Genomic DNA, 22,959 nt, shown 5'->3' with positions numbered 1-22,959 from the left:
CCTTGGGTTATGTCCCCATCACCGTCACTCCTCTACCGTCAGGCGTCCCCTCGTCCTAACGTGGCGGGCGTGCGCTATTCCGAGTCCATAGAGCGGCAACCGATCACAGGAGAGGCTGACACCCTCAGTCGACGACAGCTCGAGGTCTCAGGGATGAGTTGTGCAGCCTGCGCCGCCCGCGTCGAGCGGAAGCTCAACAAGCTCGGCGGTGTCCGTGCGACAGTCAACTACGCCACCGCCACGGCGACCGTCGACGCGTCCTCCGGTATCACCACCGACGAGCTCTGCGAGACCGTCTCATCCGCGGGGTACACCGCAACTCCCCAGTCAGACCGGAGCAATAGGTTCGTCGACCGTGACCGGGACGCTGCGAACAGTATGTTCCTTCGGCTGATCGTCGCGATCGTACTGTTCATCGTCGTCGCTGACCTGTCCATCCTCTTCAGCGTCCTACCGGACACGCGCGTACCCGGATGGAGGTGGATCCTCCTCGCCGTAGCCGTCCCAGTCGTCGTGTGGTGCGCGTGGCCACTGCACCGCAACAGTGTCAGGGGGTTAATGCACGGAGCGACGAGCATGGACACCCTGGTTTCCACGGGAATCATCGCCGCGACCGGCTGGTCGGTCTACTCCATGTTCACCGTCGATGAAGGGCGCGTGCCCACTGGTGTGTGGGACGCGGTCGCCCACAGCGATTCGCTGTATTTCGAAGTCGCCGCCGGCGTCACCGTCTTCATTCTCGCCGGTCGCTATGTCGAGGCGAAGGCGAAGTCGACGGCCGGACAGGCGCTGCGGGCGCTGGCCGGCATGGTGCCTGACGATGTCGAGGTCCTCTCCCCCGACGGCGGGACCATGACGGTGCCGACCCGTACGCTCACGGTCTCCGACCGGTTCCTCACACGTCCGGGGCAGCGCATCGCCGCCGACGGCGTCGTCGTCGACGGACACGCTGACGTCGACGTCAGCGCAATGACCGGTGAGTCCCGCCCCGTGACAGTCGGCACCGGGGACAGCGTGACCGGAGGCACCATCGCGCTGTCCGGGGCGGTCACGGTCGAGGCCCGCCGCGTCGGCGACGACACCCGCTTAGCGGAGATGCTCCGGCTCGTGTCCGACGCTCAGACGGAGAAGGCCGGCACCCAGCGCCTCGCCGACCGGATATCCGCCGTGTTCGTCCCCACGGTGCTCGTTCTCGCCGTCGCCACCGCGGTTGCCTGGGGCGTCGGCACCGGTGACCTGTCAACCGCGGTGCGCAACGGCATCGCCGTCCTTATCATCGCCTGTCCCTGCGCCCTCGGCCTCGCCACACCGATGGCCCTGATGGTCGCCAGCGGGCGAGGCGCCGAACTTGGGGTCTTCATCAAGGGCAACGACGCCCTGGACGCCTCCGGAACGGTGGACACCGTCGTCTTCGACAAGACCGGAACCCTCACCACCGGTATTCCCGTCGTGACCGGTCTCCACGACACGCGTCACCTGATCCCCCTAGTCGCCGCCGTCGAATACACCTCACAACACCCGGTAGCGCGGGCTGTTCTCGCCCACCACAACGAGACCTCCGGCGGCACGACACCGCCTCCCGTGGAGGACGTTGACACCGTCCACGGGCAGGGGGTGTCCGCGACCGTCTCCGGACAGCGGATCAGTGTGGGGCGCCCCGAGTGGATCGGCCATAGGCGTCACGTCCCCGCTCCTCTGGCCTCAGCTGTCGAGCAGGCCCGGCACAAAGGGGAAACCGCCGTGCTCTTCGCCGCCGGTGACGATGTCGTCGGTTTTATCAGCGTGGCCGACGATCTGCGACTGTCGACCTGTGAAGCGATCCGGCAGTTGAAGGCCGCGGGACTGCGCTGCGTGATGCTCACCGGGGATGACCCGACGACGGCACGCGCTCTCGGCCGCCGCGCCGGAATCGCCCCGGACTCTGTCATCGCCGGTGTCCTACCGTCCGAGAAAGTCGACCATCTGCGGACGCTGCGTGCCGATGGGGCGACCGTAGCGATGGTCGGGGACGGGGTCAACGACGCGCCTGCCCTGGCCGCTGCTGATCTCGGCATCGCCGTCGGCAGCGGGACCGATGTCGCTCTCGACACCGCCGACATCATCATCGTCCGTGACGACCTCACCACCGTCGCCACCGCTCTCCGGTTGGCGGAGAGAACAAGACGCACCATCCGCGGTAACCTGGCGTGGGCGTTCAGTTACAACACCGCCGCTATCCCCCTGGCTGCCGTCGGCGTCCTCAATCCGCTGATCGCCAGTCTGGCGATGGCGTTGTCCTCACTGTTCGTCGTGGCGAACAGCCTGCGACTGCGTAGGGCGGAGGTGAAACAGTGACCAGAAAGGCAGTTGCTCCCCTTTCAGCCTTCCTCATCGCCGCAGCCGCCATGGTCCTCCTTGCCCTCTGGGCTGGAGAAACCCCCTACCTTCAGTCCACCGAGCCATTTCCGGGCACGGTGACCTCGACGGTGTCTGTCGTGGCCGGGGGCCTCTCCTGGTTCTCCGGTTCGCTCACCCTGGGCGGAATCGCCCTCGTCGCGGTCCTGTCCACGCCGGACCGGCGGGGCTGGTTGTCGGTGGAGACCTATCTCGTGCAGCGCGCCGCCACCGGTGCTGCCCTGATGTGGGCAGTATTGTCCTGGTTGATGGTCGCTACTTCCGTGGCGGTCACCTCAGGGATCCCGTTGAGCCGGGTCGTGGAGGTTCGCAACCTCACGGCTCTGATGTCGGCAGCGGAACTCCCCTACGCATGGTTGGCGACCGCGGTTGCGGCCACCGTCTCCTGGTTGATCCTGGCGTTCTCCTCGCGGTGGACGCCCACGACGCTTACGGCGCTGCCCGTGGCCGTCGGTATCCTCGCCGTCCCCCTGACCGGTGACGTCGGGCAGGGGCCCGAGCACGACACGCTCACTACCCTAGGCGTCGTCGTATTCCTACTGATCCCCATGGTCGTCGGCATGAAGACGATGTCCATCTTCATCGTCGACGGGGCGAAGATCCCGACCCACCGGGCCTCCCTGGTCACGCTGATCGCAGAAGGTGTCGCTCTCGTCTTCGGCATCCTGATGGTCCTCACTCTGGCACCAGGGGATTTCCTCACCAACACGGTGTACGGGTGGGCGTGCCTGGCGACAGGCGTCGTCCTGCTCGCGTTCGCCGCCACGGATACTGCCGTGGTGTACCGGCACCGCAGGAACAAGAGCAGCATCGGACGTCTCCCGGTGGTACCGGGTCTCCCCCTCTCCATCGTCGGCGCCATTGTGCTGGTCACCGTACGCGCGGCAGTCGATCTCTACACTGCCCCGTCTCTGTTGGCCCACGACTTCACGATCTGGGACGTCTACCTGGGCTACGAGCTCCCCGGCCCGCCCGACACGTTGCGTCTACTCACCCAGTGGCGGTTCGACTTCCTGCTCGGCACCGCCGCCATCGTCATGGCGGCCCTCTACGTCTGGGGCTTCGTCCGGCTACGGCGGGCAGGAGTCGACTGGCCGGTCCACAAACTGTTCTTCTGGCTGGCGGGGTGTGTCCTCATGCTCTTCGGTACAAGCTCGGGGCTCGTGGCCTACAGCACACCGATGTTCAGCGTGCACATGGGTAACCACATGCTGTTGAACATGTACGTGCCGGTCATGCTGGTCCTCGCTACCCCGATCGGACTCGCGCTGCGAGCCATCCCTGCATCCACACGTGGGACGGCTCCCGGACCGCGGGAGTGGATCGTCTCGCTCACGCACTCCCGCTACGCCCGGCTGATCACCCACCCTGCGTTCACGTTCATCATGTTCGTCAGTTCGCTCTACGTGGTGTACTTCACGCCCCTGTACGGGATGTTCGCGAAATTCCACTGGTGGCACATGGCGGTCACGATCCACTTCCTGATCACCGGCTACCTCTTCTTCTGGACGATCATCGGTACAGACCCCGGACCGAAACCTCTGCCGTACCTGGCCCGGCTAGGCCTGCTGATGGGGGCGATGCCCTTCCACGCGTTCTTCGGCATCGCTCTGATGGCGACGAAGGAACTCGTCGCCGGTGACTTCTACAACCGGCTGATATTCGACTGGTTGCCCTCCCGACTGGACGACCAGTGGCTCGGTGGAGCACTGGCCTGGGGCCTGAGCGAGATTCCCATTCTCATTGTCGCGGTCGCTGTCGGTGTCCAGTGGTTCCGGCACGATCAGAAGGTCGGGCACCGTATCGACCGTCGTGAGGACTCCGGGCAGACACACGACGTCGACGCCTACAACGACATGCTGCGCGAACTGTCTGAGCGGGACGCTCGGCCCACCGCTCCCGGCAGCCGTGAGAGCCCCTGAATACCCGCAGGAACAGCACACACGACAGCCCTAGTAGACAAGGACCGATGATATGCCGTCATTGAACGACTTGCTCACTGAATACGACCGCGCGCTCGCCTACACCGACGAACTGTGGCGCGACCTGTCCCCGGACGAGATCATCTGGCGTCCCGAGGAGGACTTCTCCCCGATCGGTTGGCATCTCGGCCACCAGGCGCACGTGGCCCACTTCATGGTACGGAACCTGACCGCCGCCGAGCCGAGCCCGGACCCGGAACTCGACAGGATCATGGACTCGGCGAACCCGGAGAAATTCCGGGGCGCCCTCCCCACCATCGACCGCCTCCGGGGTTTCCGCGCGACCGTCGCCGAACGGGTGCGGGAGCGTGTCGGCGTAATCGCGTCTGGCCAGGTGGGCTCGCCAGCTCAGATGGAGGTCGTGGCCGCCACGATGCTCACCGCCATGATCAACCACGAGTACCAGCACGACCAGTGGATCGGGGAGGTGCGCTCCCAGAATCTCGGTCACGCCCTCCCCGACGACCCCGACAGCGGCGCTATCCAACGAGTCGACGGTTATCTCCTTTTCAACCCGTTTTCCTGACTGCACTCCTGTCAGGACCGGACCACCTCGGGAACCCATGACACCATGCCCCCGGTGGCGGGGTCGCGGCGGAGCTCGATCTGGTCGTCCCCGTGGAAGACCATGGGTGTGGCCACCTGCCCGGCGCGACGTTCAAGTTCATCGCTGTTGGTCCGGAACATCCCGTCGCGACCGTCCCGGACGCTGCCGTCCCGGATCGCGTCAACAACTGACGCATCCACGCCCAGATCCTCCGCAGCCTGAGCGAATTCACCGTCACCCCAAGTGGTGGCCACTGTCTGTTGATCGGAGAACACTTTGTCATGCAGTTCCCAGAACGCCTCGGCATCACCGGCTTCTCCCATCGCCGATACAACTGACGCCGCACGTGTCGACGGACCCGCATCGTCACCGTCAAGGAAGTTGAGGAAGCGGAAGTTCACGACCAGATCTCCTGCTGTGACGGCGGTCTTGAGGTCTTCACTGGTCGCCTCGGCCAACGTGGCACAGTGGGAACAGCTGAAATCGCTGAAGACGTCAACGACCGGTGTCTCCTCCGTCGCCTGGTCGCTGCGTGCTGTGACAGCGCCGTCTGCATAGCTCACCTCGAAAGCCGCTTTTCCCCCAGCAGAGCGCCCGTAAATCACCAGAGCGGCAACCGCCAGAACCGCGACGAGGACGACAGCGGTGATCCCCCACACGAACCAACGGCTCCGAGACGGGGCAAGCCCGGTCTTCCCGTTCATTGCCCGCTCCTGTCCCCGGTCACCGCGTCGGCCGCTCTGAGACCTGCCCGGCATGCCCCTTCCATGTGTCCACCGAAAACATCGTCGATCTCGGTCGACGCCCACTGCAGTCGGCCCTCCCACTGGCCCGCGGTGAACACGGGTTGACCGTAACTCATGGCCGACGGGTCGGAGGGCAACGCCGTCCTTCCGTAGCCTCTGATGCCCTGCGGGCTCGTGAACTTCTCCCGGTTCCAGTCGATGACCAAAACGTCCGTCGGATGTGCCACCTCATCACCGAAAATCGCGACGAGTTGGCGGAGAAACGCGTCCTGAATCTCGGTCCTCCCTACGCCGTGGAAGACCTCAGACTGTGCGAAGCCGAACAGGCGCCCAGTGGAGCCGGCGACGTCGCTAAGATCCTGGATCTCCGTGAACGGCCCGGTACGACTCATTGCGGTACCGGCCAGCCCCCTGGCCCGCCAGGGCGAACCCGAGTACGTCGCGACGGCCTTGACTACTCCGCCCATCCATACCGGGGTGCGACGAGCGGTATCCACCAGGGCATCGTCAAGCCCCGGGGAGAACGCGATGCCGTCAACGGCCAACGCCGGTGGTACGGCGAGAATCGCCGATGCCGCCGAATAAACGACCGTAGTGCCGTCTCGCTCGTCAATCGCCGACACCTCGACCCCGGTACCGGTATCGGTGACAGCGGTGACGACCGCTCCAGTACGGACAGCCTCAGTGGGCAGCGAGTCCCTCAGCGCGTCAGCAAGCGCCTGGGCACCGTCGGTGAATCGCTTTGACGGGCCTGCCATCATATTGCCCCGGAGACGGTGCACACCGTCCGGGACCTGGCCAGGGATCTCCCCCTGGAGGAGCGCGTCCCCGGCGGTGTAGTGGTCGAACGTGGCCACACCGAGGTCCTGGATCAGCTGTGCTACGGTTTCCTCTCCTGGCCAATACCAGGTGGCACCGAGGTCCACCACGTCGGAGAATTCTCCGTTCTCCCCGACCGACCGACTGTATGCTCTGCCGCCAACCCGGTCACGTGCCTCGAGGCAAAGCACACAACTGCCGCGACGGTGCAGTTCCGCCGCGGCAGTAAGTCCAGCCATCCCGGCCCCGATGATGATGACATCGATGGTAGGGGTGTCATTGTGCGTCATGCGTCTCAGGCGACGTCGTAGACGCGGATCTCGGGCTCGGACTTGAGGAGTGGGGAGAGCCCCCCGACGACGTCCTTGGTGAACAGGTCGCTGGTGAGGTAGGCCTGCGCATTCTCTGCGGTGTCGAATCCGTGGAGAACCTGGACATCCTCGTCACGGATGAGCAGGTCCTTGCTGGTGGCTCCGGGAACGGTATCCAGGAAGGGCTGACGGTACTTCTGGTACACGCCGGCAGCCGCTTCGCGATCAGCTGGGGCAATATCGAGGGTAATCTGAAGGTAAGCCATGGTGTTCACTCCTTGTCAGGATTGTTGATCTCGTACCAGCTCGAGACTAAGCAACGTGCTTGGGCTGCGGTAGAGTGAAACAGCCAATGTCGGCATAACTGGATGCTATCGCCGGACCGCACCGTCCTGCTGTCTCCGCGCATCTTCTTCGTGGGCGCTCTGCAACACTGACTCAGCGATCAGTTTGAAATCCTCGGACATCGGCGAGGAGGGGCTCCACACCATCTCATAGAAGATCTCAACTTCCGAAGCCCCTTCGTACAGTGGACGATGCGGTGCATCCGGAGTTCGGAGTTTCGACCGCGGGAGGACAGAAACCCCGAGCCCCAGTTCCGCCCACTCTTCTAGCACGCGGTAGGTGGCGGCTTCACCGGGGTATTGTTTCAGCGTCAGTCCCTGCTCGGCGAAGAGGTCTCGGGTGAACGTTGTCAGTCCGCAGGCGTCCGGAACAAGTATGAACTGGTGGTCGGCGAGTTCAGACAACTCAGTCGGGCCGTCGAGTGCCGGGTTCTGCTCCACAACGACCATGGGCTCTGACCCGACAATCCTGTGCCGGAATCCCGGTAACGGTCGCACCGAAGGGACCAGCAGCAGGTCCAGTTCCCCGTTCTTCAGATCTCTCACCAAACTATCGAGGTTTCCCTCACTGAGCACGGGACGGTGGTTCCCCTGGGAGCGGATTCCCAGTTCACTGTGGATGCCGGCCACCAGTGACGTGTCTATCAGGGGAGACACACCCATCCTGATGGTCCCGCGCTCGGCTTCCTGCCGCTGACGGGCGTGGGAAGTTATTCCGTCCACCGCACCCAGCGCTGCATCTACCATCGGACGAATCTCCTCCCCGAACTCGGTCGTCGTGACGCCCCGTGACGAGCGGTCGAAGATCCGCTGACCGAGCTGCTGCTCCAGGCGCGCGATTGCAGTCGACAGTGCAGGTTGGGACACCTTTAGTGCCCGGGCGGCCGCACTGAACGACAACTCGTCCATTACCGCCCGGACGTAGCGGAGGGTGTCAATACTGAACTTGTCATGCATACCCTTATGTTATCGCGGTATCGACGTCCGTGGGCTACCGGCGGCCCCGGGGGCGATCTTAGAATGACGGAAACTGTTAAACACGACGGGAAGCGACGGAGTTCTCAAGGATGACAACGACAGCAGCGACCGCGACAATCGACTCGGAGACCCGCCGTCTCACGACAACCACGGTGCCCCTCGCTGCCCCTGGACCAGGAGAGGTCCGTATCTCCGTGGGAGCCTGCGGTGTCTGCGGTGCGGATGTAGGGGCCGTCCGAGGCCACCAGGACGGCATGCCCAGAACCCCGGGACACGAGATTGCCGGCACCGTGGACGAGATCGGCGCCGGGGTCGCCGGATGGAGCATCGGAGATGCTGTGGCCGTCGGATGGTTCGGCGGCAGTTGCGGCCACTGCAGATTCTGTCGACGAGGCGACGTCGTGCACTGCCCGGAGCGGATGACTCCGGGGATCTCCTACGCTGGCGGGTGGGCGGAAAGCATACTGGTGCCGTCGGATGCGTTAGCTCGGATCCCGGACGGTCTGTCACCGGCGGATGCCGCGCCCCTGGCTGTGCCGGAGTGACCACCTTCAACGCCCTACGTGAAGCGGGCCTCGCCCCCGGTGCCGATGTGGCCGTTTTCGGACTCGGCGGTCTGGGACACCTGGCTGTGCAATTCGCTCGAGCAATGGGGTACGAGGTGACCGTGATCGCACGCGGCCCTGGACGAAAGGCAGCGGCCGAAGAGCTCGGAGCCGCGCACTACATCGACGCCGAAGAAGGATCAGTCGGGGAAGCCCTGCATGTTCGCGGCGGTACGGACCTCATCATCTGCACGGCGCCGACGACAACTACGGTCCCGGACCTTCTCGCCGGTCTCCGTGTGGGAGGTGGACTCACCATGATCGGGATGGACGGCAACAGCGTCAGTGTCCCGACCACACCGATGGTGATGAACTCCCAGACACTGACCGGACATCTCACCGGCAGTGCCACGGATATCGAGGACGCGATGCGGTTCGCATTGGTCAACGGCATCCGGCCGTGGACGGAGATCATGCCGTTGGAGGAGGCGGAGCAGGCGGTGGAGAGAATGGAGTCCGGTGAGGCCCGTTTTCGCATCGTCCTCGACATGTCTCCGGGGAGGGGGAGTCGACGATGACATCACGCCCGTCACCACAAGCCACCGGAGATCCCTGTGACACGGCCGCGCTCCGAGAAGAATGGGACCAACGGTACGCCTCGAGCGACCGCGTGTGGTCGGGAGCAGTGAACCCGGCGATGAAAGCTACTGTTGAGAAGGCGATCCCCGGTACCGGTCGAGCACTGGACGTGGGCTGCGGCGAAGGCGCGGACGCCCTGTGGCTGGCTTCCCGTGGATGGGATGTGACCGGCGTCGATCTGTCAGCGGTGGCGGTTCGGCGTGCCGCTGATGCCGCACGCCGTTACAGCCTGGATTCCAGGACCCGGTTCATCACCGCTGACGCGGTAGACTACCTCTCCCGGATCTCGCAGGCGGGTGAGACCATGGAACTCGTGACTGTCAGCTATCTTCACATGCCTGGCGCCGACGAACTCCGGCGGGCCATCCTGCACGCGGCACGGGACGCCACAGGACCCGGCGGGCACCTCCTGCTTGTCTCCCATTCCGTCTTCCCCCCACTGCCCGTCTCCCGAGAAGAGAACGCTAACGACCGCACCCGGCACTCTCCTGACTCCGAACTAAATGCGCTCGGGGTGACAGGGGATGACGGTCAGGCCCAGCCGGAATGGACGGTGGTGCGTTCCGGTATCTCCGGACACAACAGTGACCGCGCGGCGGACACAGTCATCCTCGTCCGCCGGGAGACGCCCCGGCCAGAGCAACAGCAGGAGTGACCGGGCAGCTGTCCTCCCTGCGGACCCGTGTGACAAGGGCCCACACCAGCACCAGCACCGCCAGTACTGCCAGCGCCGGTTGCACCGGGGCGAAGTACTGCATCGCTCCGGTGTACCCCAGGGCCAGGAGCACAAGCTTGTTGCACACCGGGCAGCCGACGGCGAAAAACGTGGTGGCGGCGCCGAGAGCACCCAGCCGCGAACTGCGGTCCTTCGACTGGATTGCGTCCTTCCTCGCGACGTAGGTGGCAGTCACCATCCCGACCAGCAGTGACGTCACCAGAAGCACCGGCCACGCCCATGCAGTCGTCGGCACGTCGCGGGTGAAGTACGGCGTAGGGATCATCGCCGTCGGAACCGCGGTGACCAAGACCGTCGCCACCGCAGTGGCCACCGCGGTGAACCAGCGTCGTGCCGGCCAGGTGGACAGGGTCCGCAGAGACTTCAGACGCACTGTCACAGGTCCTCACTCCTCGTCTCTTCAGGACCGTGACCTCTTTTCCCGCTCAGTGCGAAGGACGCGTCGACCACTGACCCCACTGCATCAGAAAGGTCGTCTGTGCCCCCTGCGCTTTTGCCGACGGTATCCCCCGCGCCAGGCCGGTTCCCGCGCAGGGCCCGCCACAGCAGCAACACCACCAGGACCACGACGGCCCCGACGACGAACCAGATGTCGGAGATATTCTGACTCCAGGAGGACAGGGACGACTCCGCCTCGTACTGGGTGCCGATGGTGAATACCCCGCCGAGATCCGCCGTGCCGTCGGTGACCAGGAGGAATACGCCGATGGCGACGGACAGGACACCGGAGATCAGCATGGTCCAGGTGTTCTCCCACACGCCGATGCTGATCTTCCTCGGCTTCACCAACGACCGGACGCGACTGCCCGCCCGTTTCCAGAGAAAGGCGAGGATGAACAAGGGGACGGTCATCCCCAGAGCGTAGAGGGCGAGCATCACACCGCCGTACACGGCATTTCCTCCGAGTGCCGCCACCATCAGGACCGATCCAAGGATCGGTCCGGCGCATACGCCGGACACCGCGTAGACCGCCCCAAGGGCGAAAACCGAGGTAGGCGATGTTCGGTCGCCGGACTGGGCCCGCACCCTCACCATACCGGGGAAAGGGATCCCCGATAACTGCCACAACCCGAGCACGATAACTACCACGGACACGATCGCGATCAGCGTGGATCGGTGAGTGGTGACGAGAAAGCCCAACGTACCGGAGAAGACACCGAGGGGAACGAGTGTCGCAGCAAGACCGGCATAGAACACCGCCGTCCGTCCGATGAGCTTCGTCGGGGATGTGAAGGCGTAGGCGAAGAAGGCGGGGAGGAGCAGTACCGAACACGGGCTGAGGAGACTGAGGATGCCGCCGAGGAATGCGCCGGTATATCCGATGTCCATCTAGTTCACACCCGCTTTCTCGAGCTCAGCATCGATGTACTGGTCGAAAACGTCCGCGGGCTGGGCCCCGACCATGGGAGTCTTACCGATGAAGAAGGTCGGGGTTCCAGTCGTACCGAGTCGGGATGCCTCCTCCGCGTCCTGATCAACGAGCGACTGGAGCTCCGGATCGTCCAGATCCGCCTCGAACTTCTCCATGTCGGGGACGCCAACGTCCTCAGCCCACGCGAGGATCTTCTGACGGTCAATGTCCAGGTGCCCGTTCGTCGGCGCGTCGCGGTAGAGGGCATCGTGATACTCCCAGTACAGGCCCTGTTCCCCAGCGGCACGCGCGGCGACAGCCCCCTCAACAGATTCCGGACCGAATACCGGGAAGTCACGCCACTCGAAACGAACTTTCCCGGTGTCGATGTACTTCTCCTGGAGCTTCGGCATGGTCTCCCGGGAAAAGACACCACAGAACGGGCAGCGGTAGTCCGAGTACTCGATCAACACGACCGGTGCATCCACGTCACCGACAGCGAGGACATCGTCCGGGTCGCGGCGGGCGAGACCGAGCTCCTCCTCGTCCGCGCGGGCCTGACTGCCCTGCGAAGCGGTGCTATCTGCAGTGGCGTCGTCGTCGCCGTCCCTGGTGGAGAACAACAGTCCGATGGCGAGCACCGCAATCACGGCAACAGCACCGACTACGATGAGGATACGTCGTGTACGGGAGTTCATGACGGGTACACTACGTAATGTATATACATTCGACAAGGAGGCGGCGTGCCCTCGACCCCCCGATGGCGTCAAATCAGTGAGGACGTCCTACAGAAGCTGCAGGACGGGGCCTTCTCCGACACCTTCCCCGGGGAGCTGGAGCTCAGCGAACGGTACCGGGTAAGCCGCGGCACGATCCGTCGCGCCCTCCAACCCTTACGGGACCAGGGGATTGTCGGTGGAGGGCGCGGACGACAGTCCTATGTCATCGACGCTGGTCGCTCCCCTGGGCTCGGCCCCGTGCGGAGCCTGCATGATGCGATCAGCGCGGTAGGAGACGAAACCCCTCCTGCCATCCCCGTCCAGCGGATAGAAACGAACCTTGCTGTCTCCACGGCACTCGGGCTTCCATCCACCACCGAGTATGTCCATGCCGTCCGAATTAGATACACCAACGGCCTCCCTTTTTCCGCCGACCGGTTCTGGTTTGACGTCGCCGTGGCGCGTCCGTTGCTCGACACCGACCTGTCCAGCGGCTCCGTCTACGAGATCCTGCACACCGTCGCCGGCGTCGAGCTGTCCGGTACCGTCGAGTACACCACCGCTGCCCCCGCGTGGCCGGAGATCGCAGACCAGCTGCAGATCGATGTGGGAACCCCCTTGCTGACGGTCCGCCGCAAATCATGTCACCACAACCGTCCCGTGGAGTTGCGGGACACCTGCACCGTCGGCGAACGCGCCACCCTCACTCAGGTGACAGGCGACGTCGCAGCCGTCCTCAACTGTGACGGACGTGGGAAGCCCGTCGATATTCCCTGGACGTGACGGGGTCAGGAGTCCCCCTTCGACCGACCCGGAGATTCAGAAGGCAAGGGAACCGAGGAAAGGAAGCACGGGCGTCATCAACCCGACACTCATCCAGAACATGCCGACATTCATCGCGAATTCGGTGAGCGCTGCCATCCGGTAGGTTGCTGGCCCCGTGGTCCGCGCGCCATGGCAGTCGGGGGGCTGCACCCGGGCAGCCGGGAAGAGCGCCAGCCACACTCCCCGGACACCGGCCACCAGGAGGTACGCCATCAGAGGCAGACCGATGACGGCGAACCACCAGAGAATCCCACCAGCCTGGCTCTGCGCGCTCACCCAGCCGTCCATGCCCGAACCAGCAGACTCGTGTCCTCCATGCGCTCCGTGACCCACCGACGGTTTCACCACCATCGCCCACAGGTGCCAGGTCATCGCGGTGAACATCACGGCGTGCCCGAGGAAGTGGAGCCGTGCGCCCCGCCCTGGCGAACGACCGGCCCCGACGGCGAGCCAGACAAACCAGACGGTCGCCACCGCGAAGAACCCGACAAGCCCCGGCACGAGGATGACACCGGTCAGCACCCGCCAGGTGGGGCGGGCCACCATCAGCAGCATAACGACAGACATCACGAGGTGCAGCAGGTTCGACACTCCCTGCCGGGTGTCCCGGCTGCCGGCAAATTCCCGGGCCGACCAGACACTGCACCAACCAAACATCACCAGTAGGCCGACGAACATGACCGGCATGGCATCGAACGTGAACATCAGGGACCTTTCGACAGGACGCGGAAACAACTGACGACTCCCCCCAGTAGTCGGATGCTGTGTTCCGTCGGTTCCTCAATGGCCACATAACCGGCCACGCACCCCCGCGGGAACCAACCTGCCACCAGAAACGACCGCTAGGACGTACACATGTCGTAGAGGGAACAACCCACACTGCGGAGGCAGGCATATGGACATCGTCGACATCTCACGGTGGCAGTTCGGTATCACCACCGTCTACCACTTCATCTTCGTTCCACTGACGATCGGGCTGGCCCCCATGGTGGCGGTCATGCAGACGTTCTGGCAGGTCACCGGGAAACCTGCGTGGTACCGTGCGACCAGGTTCTTCGGCACCGTCCTCCTGGTCAACTTCGCGATGGGGGTCGCCACCGGCATAGTCCAGGAGTTCCAGTTCGGCATGAACTGGTCGGAATACTCACGCATGATCGGCGATGTCTTCGGCGGCCCCCTGGCGCTCGAAGGGCTTGTTGCGTTCTTCCTCGAATCCACGTTCCTGGGCCTGTGGATCTTCGGGTGGGGGAGAATCCCGGGGTGGATGCACACCGCGTCCATCTGGGTCGTGGCCGTCGCGGTGAACCTCTCCGCCTACTTCATCATCGTGGCCAACTCTTTCATGCAACATCCCGTCGGCGCGGAGTACAACCATGAGACCGGACGTGCCGAACTCACCGATGTCGTCGCACTCCTGACGAACCCGACGGCACTCGCAGCATTCCCGCACGCCGTCGCCGGTTCCTTCCTCACTGCGGGGACATTCGTGCTGGGCATCACCGGCTGGTGGATGGTCCGTGACCACCGTGCCCGCCGGGCCCTGAATGCTTCGGGACAGGTTCCGGAGAACACCTCCGCGACCAGGGGACGCGGTACCGACGGACGACACGACATGCACCGTCCCGCACACCGTTTTGCCTGGTGGACCACGTTGGTATCGGCAGTAGCCTCTTCATCACGGGGGATTCCCAGGCGAAACTGATGTTCCAGCAGCAGCCGATGAAGATGGCGTCGGCGGAGTCACTGTGTCACACCGAGTCCGACCCGATGTTCTCGATTCTCACCATCGGCACGCACAACAACTGTGATTCGGTCCACCATCTCATCGAACTGCCCTGGATCCTCCCTTATCTCGCCGAAGGGAAGTTCTCCGGTGTGACGCTGGAGGGGGTCCAGGACCTCCAGGAGCAGTCAGAGATGCTGTACGGGGCAGGAAGCTACTCCCCGAACCTGTTCGTCACCTACTGGGCTTTTCGGCTGATGATCGGCCTGATGGCCGGTTCCGGCATTCTGTTGGCCGTGAGCTGGTGGTTCACCCGGAAGGGACGAATGCCTACGGGCCGTTCCGCTACGCTGTTCAGCTGGATCAGCCTGCTGGCCATCCCCACGCCGTTCCTGGCGAACTCCGCCGGGTGGGTCTTCACGGAGATGGGACGTCAACCGTGGGTGGTTCACCCGAACCCCGATTCCGTCGGGGATTCCCGGACGGAACTGATCCGGATGACCGTGGACATGGGCGTGTCCGATCACGCGCCGTGGACGGTGATCGTGACCCTGGTCGGATTCACAGTGGTCTACCTTGTACTGGCGATCATCTGGTTCTGGCTCATCCGTCGCGTGGTCCTCGCCGGCCCGCCCGATCAGGACGGGCCGCCCGCCGACGACGCCCCGGGACCCGCGGCAACCGTCGGCGCCCGGTTCGGCCTCCCCGGCCCCGAGGACGGGCGGTCACCGGTACGTTTCAGCATGACCGGTGGCGGTACAGCCGCCAGCTCAGGCAGCGGCCCGGAAACCGAAGGAAAGGAGTGACCCGTGTCCAGTCTTGATCTGCCTGTACTCTGGTTCATACTGATCACCGTCCTGTTCGCCGGATACTTTCTCCTGGAGGGCTTCGATTTCGGGGTCGGGATGCTGCTCCCGGTAGTCGGGAGGAACAGTGACTCCCTACTCAGCGGTGTGGTGCGGACCATTGGTCCGGTGTGGGACGGCAACGAAGTCTGGCTCATCACCGCAGGCGGGGCATTGTTCGCGGCGTTCCCAGGCTGGTACGCCACGATGTTCTCCGGTTTCTACCTCCCGCTGTTCCTCATACTCATGGCGCTGATCCTCCGTGCAGTTGCTCTTGAGTGGAGAGGGAAAGTCGACACACTACGCTGGCGTCGTTGGTGTGACGCCACCGTGGCGGTCTCCTCGTGGCTGCCGCCGATCCTGTGGGGCATGGCGTTCGCCAACCTGGTGCGGGGCGTCCCGGTGGACGCCGATCAGAAAATGTCCAGTGACCTGTCCACTTTGCTCGGCCTGCTGAACCCTTATGCACTACTCGGAGCGGCAGCGTTCACCTGTCTTTTCCTGCTGCACGGACTGAGCTTCCTTCGACTGAAGACGACCGGGGTTCTGCGTGAGCGTGCAGGCCGGATCACCCTTCCGGCGGGTGCGTCGGCCGCGGTCACCGCTGTGGCGTTCGTCCTGTGGACCCAACTCTCCCACGGCAAGCCGTGGACGTGGGTGGCAACGTCCCTCGCTGCGGTTGGCGTCGTCGTTGCGGTGATCGCCATGGTGACGCACCGTGACAGGACGGCATTCGCCGCGACCGCCGTCACGGTCCTGGGGGTGGTGGTCCTGTTGTTCGGCTCACTGTACCCGTGGCTGATGCCGACAACACTTGCTGACGGGACCGGCCTCGACATCCGTAACGCCTCGTCCGCGGACTACACGCTGACGGTGATGACCTGGGCCACGCTGTTCATTGTCCCCCTGATCCTGTTGTACCAGGGGTGGACCTACTGGGTGTTCCGCAAACGTATCGCCGCCGACCCGGTGGACGCCGAGCCGGAAGGGGCCGCGACACCGTGAACGCTCCGATCGAACAGGGAGAGGGAGACACGAGCGCGGAGGCTCAGACAGGGAAGCAAGCAGGGCAGCAGAAACCGGGGCCGGTTGACCTCCGGCTGTTCAGGCTGTCCTCGCACACCAGGCGGTGGGTCGTTCTACTGTCGGTGCTGACCGCGTGCCGCACCCTGGCACTGGTGACTACGGGGGTACTCACCGGGTCCATCGCCGCCGACACGGTGACAGATCCGTCCCTCAGTCTGTCCGACCATGCCGGACCTCTGCTTGGTCTCGGCATTCTCGTCGCAGTACAGGTGGTCCTCGCCTGGGCCGAGAAACGCTACAGCCACCGGGCGGCCGCCCGGGCGACGGAGGACCTGCGTGTCACTGCACTGGGAGTTCTGGCTGTCAGTGACCCCCGTCGTGTCGACCGGGCGATATGGCGCACGCTTCTCACAGAGGGAGTCGAGGGACTCGGCCCCTATCTCACCGGTTACCTGCCGGCGTTGGTCTCCACCGTCGTGACGGTCCCGGTGACCCTGGTGGTCATCTGGTGGCTCGATGCCGGCTCAGCCTTGATCGCCGTCGTGACACTACCCCTGACCCCGGTATTCATGTGGTTGGTGGGCACGCTCACCGCTGGCCGCACTGAACGCAAGCTCGCTGACCTGGGTGTGCTCACCGACCAGATGCTCGATCTGATCGCCGGGCTTCCCACGCTGAAGGGACTCGGTCGTGTCGACACCCCCGTCGCCGAGGTGGACAGACTCTCCGGCCAGCACCGCAGGTCGACGATGTCAGTGCTGCGCGTCGCCTTTCTGTCCAGCATGGTCCTCGAGTTCCTCGCCACCTTGTCCATCGCACTGGTCGCCGTCGGTATCGGGTTCCGACTTCTCGACGGGTCGATGACACTGGCCGCGGGGCTCACGGTGTTGATCGTCATCCCCGAGGTCTACAATCCCGTACGCCAGGTCGGGGCCAGATTCCACGATGCCAAGGACGGCTTTGTCGCCGTCGACAGTATCCTCACCCTTCTTGACGAGGCTGGCACGACAGAGACGTCGTCCAGTGCCCCCCGACCAAGCAGCCGTTCAGACGGTGCACCCAGCGCAGACACCGACAGCGGTGATCTCGGTGTGCGGGTGGTCTTCTCAGGACTGCGGGCTGACGGCAGAGACGGCCCCAGGCCCCGCGATGTCACGGGCACTGCGGCCCCCGGTGAGCTAACTGTGCTTTCCGGACCCAACGGGTCAGGGAAGACCACGGCACTCCTCGCCCTCCTCGGCATCGCCACCGACGGTATCCACGGGCGTGCTGACGTCACGGTCGACGGTACGGTCTACACGGGGAGACCCCTCTGGGAGCGAACGTCCTATCTCCCCCAGCGCCCGGTTCTCGACCCCACGCTCATCGGCGACACCTCGGAGCTGTCCCTCGGACAACAGCAACGCCGGGCCCTCGATGAAGAACTGGGGGACGTGGAGAGGCCCCAGGGTCGTCAGGCACCGGGGTCGCTTCTCGTCCTGGATGAGCCGACGGCGCACCTCGACACACACAACGCTGTCGCGGTGATGGACCGACTACGGCGGTGGGCTGCGGCGGGTGCTACCGTTGTGGCTGCCTCACATGACCCCGTCGTCGTCAATGCGGCCGACAACCGGATCGAGGTGGAGTGATGCGCGGCCTCCGCACGCTGGTGTCTCTTCTCCCGGTGACCGGACTTCGCTGGCGTAACCTGCTCTGGCCCGTCCTCGCCGGGACGATGACACTGTTGTCGGCGCTCACCCTCACCGTCGTGTCAGCGTGGCTGATCGCCCGTGCATGGGAGATGCCCCCGGTACTCGACCTGACCGTGGCGGTGACGGCGGTCAGGGCTCTCGGTATTTCCCGTGCCGCTTTTCGCTACGTCGACCGTCTCGTCGCCCACGGACTCGCGCTCCGCTGTGCGGCGACGACACGGGTCGCTACATACCGTGCCCTCGCGGACGCCCCTCCGGCATCAGTCGCGTCACTCGGTCGGGGCGATGTGACGACACGGCTCACCGACGATATCGACGCGGTGTCCGACGTCATTGTCCGGGCGGTGATCCCTGCTCTGGTGTCCCTGGTGACCGGCGTCGTCGCGGTCGCGTTCATGGCACTGCTCTCTGTCCCGGCCGCCGTGGTCCTCGCCGTGGGGCTTCTCGTTGCAGGAGTCGCCGCTCCGTGGGCCGTCAGCAGATCTGTCAGACTGGCGGAAAGCCGGCGGGCGCATCATGCTCAGCAGTACGTATCTGCCGTCGACAGGGTCCTCACCGATCCCGCCGCTCTGCGCGTACGGGGGCAGCTGGATCCGGTTCTCCAGGACGCACAGACGACGGCACACGAACTGACGCAGGCCGACGAGGCAGGGGCCCCGTCGCGGGCAGCGGGGGCGGCCTTGGCGGTGGCCGCGTCTGCCGGTACAGCGTTGGGGGTGCTCCTCGTCGCTGTGACCGGTTACGCCACCGGCGGAGTTGCGACATATTCTCCCCAGTGGTTTGGTGTCATGGTCCTGCTCAGCCTCGCAGCATTCGAGGCGACGAGCCGACTCTCGGACGCTGCCGTGTCGGTGGTCCGGGCATCGGGTGCCGCTGACCGTCTCAGCGGTTTGTTCCGCAGCATCCCCGACTGCCCCTACGGACCGAATGGTGCCCACCCCTCGGCAGGCACCGGGCCCGAACCGAGTTTGTCGGGAACCGACGTGACGTACGGCCGGGACACAGCCCTCGGCACGATGAACCTGGACCTGCCTTTCGGGTCCTTCCGTGCTCTGACAGCGCCGTCCGGATCCGGGAAAACCACGATGCTGATGACGCTGGCCGGCCTGATCCCGCCGTATGAAGGACGGGTCCTCCTGGACGGCAGGGATCTCCGGGATCTGGCCTCGACTGATGCCGAGTCCCTTCACCGTACCGTCGCCTACCTCCCGGAGGACGCACGGATTTTCGCGACAACGGTACGCGATAACCTCGCCGTCGGGGCACCTGCTGCCGAAGATGACCTTATGCACGAGGTGCTGGAGGCGGTGGGACTGGAAGACTGGGTGGGCTCGCTCCCCTCTGGATTGTCCACCCTTCTCCCCGCAGGGGCCGACAGTCTGTCCGGTGGAGAACGTCGGAGACTGCTCATCGCCCGCATGCTTCTCACAGATGCACCAATACTCCTGCTGGATGAGCCCTTCGAGCATCTCGACCACCGTGGGGCGCAAGCGCTCGAAACTCTGCTGTCTACACCAATCCTCCCCGGCGCCAGGGATAGACGTACCGTGGTCATCACCCGACATCCGAGGGACGGGCACTGACAGGGCCGAGTGGGCCGTTGCTAACGAAAAGAGCGGCAGAGGTGTAACTCGTCGCGGACATCCGGAGCACCCCAGCAATGTGAACGACAGCCCCGGTCCAACGAGTTCAGCGTGTTCATCGCATCAGCAGGTCGAAGGAATTCTTCGGCTCCAACCCCATCGCTGGTCATGCTTCCCGCGACGGGCAAACAGGCATGACTACGGCAGGATCAATCGCTTGTCAGCAGCGGGAGACCCGCTGAGCGGGGACGCGGGTGTGCAACGGCGGTGTCACGTTCGGCGGTATTCAGCCTACTACCTCGATCGTATGCTGATATCGGCATACTGTGGCGGCAGTTCCGTCGCTCCCGAAGATACTCAAATAGATGATAAATTAGTGACGTCGCAGTTCAGAATTCTGCGCTAGTTTGTGATAGTCAGCCAACACGGGCGACACACCGAAAATCCACCCAATCCCGCCAGTCGCGTAGCCAGTTGTAATACTAAAATTAACCGTAACGTGCCGATAGAGACATGCGGAAGGGCTAAACTCGGACCAGAAACTTTCACGACTCTAACCTCAGGCTATAATGCCATAGCGAAATATTGTTAGGATCCGACAGAAGCTCCTGATAGCCTTTGCTGGATCCGAACTACCCACTGGCACCTCTGCACCGGAGACACCAAGCAAAGGAAATCTGTTAAAGATATCCGAATAGCTCGCTACCACTCAGAAAGACCGCCGTGAATGAAGAACCTGTCCAGCCGCGCACCGCGCTGGTTCGCCCCGCAGCAGCAATGTTCGCCGTCGCATGGGGCGCCAACATGTTCACCCCCATGCTGTTCGTCTACTCCAGTGCGCTAAATGACACCCAGACCTCAGTAATATTCGGAGCATACGCACTCGGACTGTTCCCGTCCCTCCTCGCAGGACCGCAACTTTCCGACCGCCTAGGACGTCGGTCGCTCATGTTCGCGGTCGCAGCAGTTTCGGTATTCGGCTCCACAGCTCTGATACTCGCCGGCGATTCCCTGTTCGGACTGATCGCTGGGCGGATCCTCGTCGGCATGGCCGCGGGTGCCGCTTTCGGCCCAGGCACAGTGTGGCTCAACGAACTCAGCGAACGCTACGGATCTGGCCGTTCCACTGCAGTCCTCACTTCTGTAGCCCTGACCAGTGGTTTCGCTTTCGGTCCGTTAGTGACCGGAGCGCTAGCACAGTGGCTGCCCCTCCCCTCAGTCATGCCGTACCTCGTCCACATCATTCTCGTCCTCATTGTGACACCACTGATCCGGGCCACGCCAGAGACAGCCCCAGCCCGAGGGGCAACACGGGAGCTCACCGCCGAGGTCTTCACCACGCTACGCAGCCGTACATTCCTCTTCCTGATACTACCCACCGCCCCGTGGGTATTCGCCAGCGTCTCAGCAGCAATCGTAGTCCTTCCACAATCAGTGAGTTTCGGTCACACCCAGGCACTAGGCTCCGGAGCGTTGGCAGCCCTCACCCTAATGACCGGGGTCGCCGTACAGCCCGTCGCACGCCGGGCGACCGCCCGACGGCTGGACGTTCCCACAGCATTCGGACTCATTCTTCTCTCAGTTGGCCTACTCGTAGGCGGCGCGACGATAGTCACCGAGGCACCTCTTCTTCTCGTCCTATCAGCACTCATGTTGGGTGCCGCGTACGGATTTTTACTAACAACGGGTTTGCAGGCGGTGCAGCGCATCGCAAAAAAGCCCAGTCGACCCCTGGTTACCGGCATCTTCTACGTCCTGGCATACACAGGTTACACATGGCCAATACTAACCAATTCACTATCTTCGACGATCCCCAAAACAACCACGTTCGTTGCATCAGCGGCCATCTGTGCAGCCACTCTACTGCCAGTGCTTCTCGGTCGATACGGCAGCAAAGCGCAGAGTCCGAAGCCCGGCCCTTAACGGGCTTCTCGCGGTTCGGAGTGCGTAGCTGACGGTGGGGCGGGTCCGGTGTGGTACAACATGTAGAGGCCCTGGACGGTACAAGATAAGAGTTACCACACTTTCATCTGACCGAACCAGGACACTACCGTGCCCACTACTGGCAACCTCGTCGCCGACACTGTTCACGCCGCACCGGAAGAGATTTGGATTGACGATCACCGACGCCGCTGACGCCGGTACGGTAACCGTCATCGACGCAGTGCCGGTCACCGTCGACGACACCTTCCCGGACTGAGGGACCTGCGGTACCAGGAGAGACCACGTGACTCGCCGGCTGGCGGACCTGCCGGTGGTGGGCTTCTCCACCCGCCCACACATCCGAGTTCCCCGCTTCACCTGCCACAATGCCTCCTGCAGCCGGATAATCTTCCAGATCTCGTTAGCCTGCGCCGATGACGGGGCGAAGCTCACCGGTCGGATGCCCCGCTGTATCCTTCAACGCCTCGCAGTCGACCGGATGAGCGTGGCGGCGAGACGCGAAAGCTCTGGGTATCGGATGGCAACTGGTCAACTCAGTCGCAGTGCAGGCGTGCCGCAACCTCGTCTACGCCGACTCCAGCGAACATCTCACCGGCATGCGGATCCTGGGGGTCGACGAGCACGTGTGGAAGCACACCCGCCGGCCCGGGGAGCCCTCCTCGATGGTAACGGTCCTGGTAAACCTCACTCCACTGGTCGATGGGCACGGGCCGGCCCGTCTGATCGACATGCGGCCGGGCCGCCGTGCAGACGTCCTGAAGACCTGGCTGACTGAACGTGACCCGCACTTCCGGGATGGGATGCAGGTCGTGACGAGTGGCACGGGTTCACCGGGTACGCCACCGCTGTGGACTATGCCCTTCCCGCGGCGCGGAAGGTCATGGACTAAGTTCCACGTCGTCCACCTCGCCGCCGAGAAACTCACCGGGTGTCGACAGCATCTGCAACGAGAGACGACCGGGCGGCGCGGGCACAAGGACGATCCGCTCTACAAGCACCGGCGCAGTCTGCTGACCAGGATGAACTACCTCACCGACCGGGAGAGACAACGCCTGGACCTGCTGTGGAGCACCGACGATGACTACGCGGCACTGCAGGTGACCTGGGGGTTCTACCAGGAGATGATCGCCGCGTACGGGCACCCACGCAAAGCGGAGTGAAAGAAACTGATGCGCGGGGTGATCAACATGCTGCGTAGGGGTCTACCA

The 22,959-nt window shown here is 64.1% G+C and carries 20 protein-coding genes and 1 pseudogene; 13 read left to right on the top strand and 8 right to left on the bottom strand.

The genetic code is table 11. The annotated features are described in order from the left end of the window. The first annotated feature begins 69 nt into the window (after window positions 1-69). Genes BJF89_RS08355 through BJF89_RS08345 form a run of 3 tightly spaced genes read left to right on the top strand, consistent with a single transcriptional unit; the run spans window position 70 to window position 4,902 of the window. A complete protein-coding gene (locus BJF89_RS08355; protein ID WP_255372550.1) occupies window positions 70-2,334 on the top strand; it encodes a cation-translocating P-type ATPase in 2,265 nt (754 codons plus the stop codon). Continuing rightward, the gene (locus tag BJF89_RS08350) at window positions 2,331-4,316 is read left to right on the top strand and encodes a cytochrome c oxidase assembly protein (RefSeq protein WP_075813967.1); all 1,986 of its coding nucleotides are present in this window, start codon (window positions 2,331-2,333) and stop codon (window positions 4,314-4,316) included. Before BJF89_RS08355 ends, BJF89_RS08350 begins: the two co-directional genes overlap by 4 nt. 52 nt (window positions 4,317-4,368) lie before the next feature. After that, a complete protein-coding gene (locus BJF89_RS08345) occupies window positions 4,369-4,902 on the top strand; it encodes a DinB family protein (protein ID WP_075813965.1) in 534 nt (177 codons plus the stop codon). A gap of 11 nt (window positions 4,903-4,913) precedes the next feature. Here BJF89_RS08345 and BJF89_RS08340 read toward each other — a convergent pair whose 3' ends face one another. The 4 genes from BJF89_RS08340 to BJF89_RS08325 form a co-directional block, all read right to left on the bottom strand. Beyond that, a complete protein-coding gene (locus tag BJF89_RS08340) occupies window positions 4,914-5,627 on the bottom strand; it encodes a thioredoxin domain-containing protein (protein ID WP_075813963.1) in 714 nt (237 codons plus the stop codon). Further along, window positions 5,624-6,778, bottom strand: a complete 1,155-nt coding sequence (locus BJF89_RS08335) for an FAD-dependent oxidoreductase (RefSeq protein ID WP_075813961.1) — start codon at window positions 6,776-6,778, stop codon at window positions 5,624-5,626. The genes BJF89_RS08340 and BJF89_RS08335 overlap by 4 nt, the downstream gene beginning before the upstream one ends. Window positions 6,779-6,783: 5 nt before the next feature. After that, window positions 6,784-7,065: a hypothetical protein gene (locus BJF89_RS08330; protein WP_075813959.1), complete on the bottom strand. Its 282-nt coding sequence runs from the start codon at window positions 7,063-7,065 to the stop codon at window positions 6,784-6,786. 105 nt (window positions 7,066-7,170) lie between these two features. Beyond that, on the bottom strand, window positions 7,171-8,100 hold the full coding sequence (locus BJF89_RS08325) for a LysR family transcriptional regulator (protein ID WP_075813957.1): 930 nt from the start codon (window positions 8,098-8,100) through the stop codon (window positions 7,171-7,173). A 110-nt stretch (window positions 8,101-8,210) separates the two neighbouring features. Between BJF89_RS08325 and BJF89_RS19440 the strand changes: the two genes are divergently transcribed. Genes BJF89_RS19440 through BJF89_RS08315 form a run of 3 tightly spaced genes read left to right on the top strand, consistent with a single transcriptional unit; the run spans window position 8,211 to window position 9,960 of the window. Then, window positions 8,211-8,666, top strand: coding sequence for an alcohol dehydrogenase catalytic domain-containing protein (locus BJF89_RS19440; protein ID WP_255372549.1), 456 nt, complete (start codon window positions 8,211-8,213; stop codon window positions 8,664-8,666). Next, window positions 8,663-9,244: a zinc-binding dehydrogenase gene (locus BJF89_RS19435; protein WP_255372548.1), complete on the top strand. Its 582-nt coding sequence runs from the start codon at window positions 8,663-8,665 to the stop codon at window positions 9,242-9,244. Before BJF89_RS19440 ends, BJF89_RS19435 begins: the two co-directional genes overlap by 4 nt. Next, window positions 9,241-9,960 (top strand): bifunctional 2-polyprenyl-6-hydroxyphenol methylase/3-demethylubiquinol 3-O-methyltransferase UbiG, encoded by a 720-nt coding sequence (locus BJF89_RS08315; RefSeq protein ID WP_083650588.1) that lies wholly within the window; start codon window positions 9,241-9,243, stop codon window positions 9,958-9,960. The genes BJF89_RS19435 and BJF89_RS08315 overlap by 4 nt, the downstream gene beginning before the upstream one ends. Here the strand turns inward: BJF89_RS08315 and BJF89_RS08310 are convergent. The 3 genes from BJF89_RS08310 to BJF89_RS08300 are packed head-to-tail and all read right to left on the bottom strand — an operon-like array spanning window position 9,911 to window position 12,090. Beyond that, on the bottom strand, window positions 9,911-10,420 hold the full coding sequence (locus BJF89_RS08310) for a hypothetical protein (protein WP_075813955.1): 510 nt from the start codon (window positions 10,418-10,420) through the stop codon (window positions 9,911-9,913). The genes BJF89_RS08315 and BJF89_RS08310 overlap by 50 nt on opposite strands. After that, window positions 10,417-11,370: a cytochrome c biogenesis CcdA family protein gene (locus BJF89_RS08305; protein ID WP_075813953.1), complete on the bottom strand. Its 954-nt coding sequence runs from the start codon at window positions 11,368-11,370 to the stop codon at window positions 10,417-10,419. Before BJF89_RS08305 ends, BJF89_RS08310 begins: the two co-directional genes overlap by 4 nt. Beyond that, the gene (locus BJF89_RS08300; protein WP_075813951.1) at window positions 11,371-12,090 is read right to left on the bottom strand and encodes a DsbA family protein; all 720 of its coding nucleotides are present in this window, start codon (window positions 12,088-12,090) and stop codon (window positions 11,371-11,373) included. Between the two features lie 45 nt (window positions 12,091-12,135). Here BJF89_RS08300 and BJF89_RS08295 point away from each other — a divergent pair, with 45 nt between their 5' ends. Next, window positions 12,136-12,894, top strand: coding sequence for a GntR family transcriptional regulator (locus BJF89_RS08295; RefSeq protein WP_075813949.1), 759 nt, complete (start codon window positions 12,136-12,138; stop codon window positions 12,892-12,894). A gap of 36 nt (window positions 12,895-12,930) precedes the next feature. On the opposite strand, the gene BJF89_RS08290 is transcribed toward BJF89_RS08295, so the two are convergent. Continuing rightward, complete coding sequence (locus BJF89_RS08290) at window positions 12,931-13,641, bottom strand: DUF5134 domain-containing protein (protein WP_075813947.1); 711 nt, start codon at window positions 13,639-13,641, stop codon at window positions 12,931-12,933. 190 nt (window positions 13,642-13,831) lie between these two features. On the opposite strand from BJF89_RS08290, the pseudogene BJF89_RS08285 reads away from it, so the two are divergent. From BJF89_RS08285 to BJF89_RS19995, 6 genes and pseudogenes are all read left to right on the top strand, one after another. Beyond that, window positions 13,832-15,465, top strand: a pseudogene (locus BJF89_RS08285) (cytochrome ubiquinol oxidase subunit I). Window positions 15,466-15,468: 3 nt separating this feature from the next. After that, window positions 15,469-16,509: a cytochrome d ubiquinol oxidase subunit II gene (gene cydB, locus BJF89_RS08280; protein WP_075813945.1), complete on the top strand. Its 1,041-nt coding sequence runs from the start codon at window positions 15,469-15,471 to the stop codon at window positions 16,507-16,509. Next, on the top strand, window positions 16,506-18,161 hold the full coding sequence (locus tag BJF89_RS08275) for an ABC transporter transmembrane domain-containing protein (protein ID WP_369803683.1): 1,656 nt from the start codon (window positions 16,506-16,508) through the stop codon (window positions 18,159-18,161). Before cydB ends, BJF89_RS08275 begins: the two co-directional genes overlap by 4 nt. Beyond that, window positions 18,161-19,807 carry a thiol reductant ABC exporter subunit CydC gene (cydC, locus tag BJF89_RS08270; protein ID WP_075813943.1) on the top strand — a complete coding sequence of 549 codons (1,647 nt, stop codon included), beginning with the start codon at window positions 18,161-18,163 and terminating at the stop codon, window positions 19,805-19,807. Before BJF89_RS08275 ends, cydC begins: the two co-directional genes overlap by 1 nt. A gap of 723 nt (window positions 19,808-20,530) precedes the next feature. Then, a complete protein-coding gene (locus BJF89_RS08265; protein ID WP_222843818.1) occupies window positions 20,531-21,730 on the top strand; it encodes an MFS transporter in 1,200 nt (399 codons plus the stop codon). Between the two features lie 563 nt (window positions 21,731-22,293). After that, on the top strand, window positions 22,294-22,911 hold the full coding sequence (locus BJF89_RS19995; protein WP_083650587.1) for a transposase: 618 nt from the start codon (window positions 22,294-22,296) through the stop codon (window positions 22,909-22,911). Window positions 22,912-22,959: the final 48 nt, after the last annotated feature.

The organism is Corynebacterium sp. CNJ-954, from assembly GCF_001942345.1.
GTDB lineage: Bacteria > Actinomycetota > Actinomycetes > Mycobacteriales > Mycobacteriaceae > Corynebacterium.
The sequence above is the reverse complement of the archived record's forward strand: the minus strand, read 5'-3'. Positions and strand labels throughout refer to the sequence as shown.

What these genes read in the sequence shown, in the direction of transcription:
- BJF89_RS08325 (WP_075813957.1), bottom strand. Translation starts at nt 8,100, where the DNA reads ATGCATGACAAGTTCAGTATTGACACCCTCCGCTACGTCCGGGCGGTA.
- BJF89_RS08345 (WP_075813965.1), top strand. Translation starts at nt 4,369, where the DNA reads ATGCCGTCATTGAACGACTTGCTCACTGAATACGACCGCGCGCTCGCC.
- BJF89_RS19440 (WP_255372549.1), top strand. Translation starts at nt 8,211, where the DNA reads ATGACAACGACAGCAGCGACCGCGACAATCGACTCGGAGACCCGCCGT.
- BJF89_RS08340 (WP_075813963.1), bottom strand. Translation starts at nt 5,627, where the DNA reads ATGAACGGGAAGACCGGGCTTGCCCCGTCTCGGAGCCGTTGGTTCGTG.
- BJF89_RS08300 (WP_075813951.1), bottom strand. Translation starts at nt 12,090, where the DNA reads ATGAACTCCCGTACACGACGTATCCTCATCGTAGTCGGTGCTGTTGCC.
- cydC (WP_075813943.1), top strand. Translation starts at nt 18,161, where the DNA reads ATGCGCGGCCTCCGCACGCTGGTGTCTCTTCTCCCGGTGACCGGACTT.
- BJF89_RS08315 (WP_083650588.1), top strand. Translation starts at nt 9,241, where the DNA reads ATGACATCACGCCCGTCACCACAAGCCACCGGAGATCCCTGTGACACG.
- BJF89_RS08330 (WP_075813959.1), bottom strand. Translation starts at nt 7,065, where the DNA reads ATGGCTTACCTTCAGATTACCCTCGATATTGCCCCAGCTGATCGCGAA.
- BJF89_RS08305 (WP_075813953.1), bottom strand. Translation starts at nt 11,370, where the DNA reads ATGGACATCGGATATACCGGCGCATTCCTCGGCGGCATCCTCAGTCTC.
- BJF89_RS08335 (WP_075813961.1), bottom strand. Translation starts at nt 6,778, where the DNA reads ATGACGCACAATGACACCCCTACCATCGATGTCATCATCATCGGGGCC.
- BJF89_RS08290 (WP_075813947.1), bottom strand. Translation starts at nt 13,641, where the DNA reads ATGTTCACGTTCGATGCCATGCCGGTCATGTTCGTCGGCCTACTGGTG.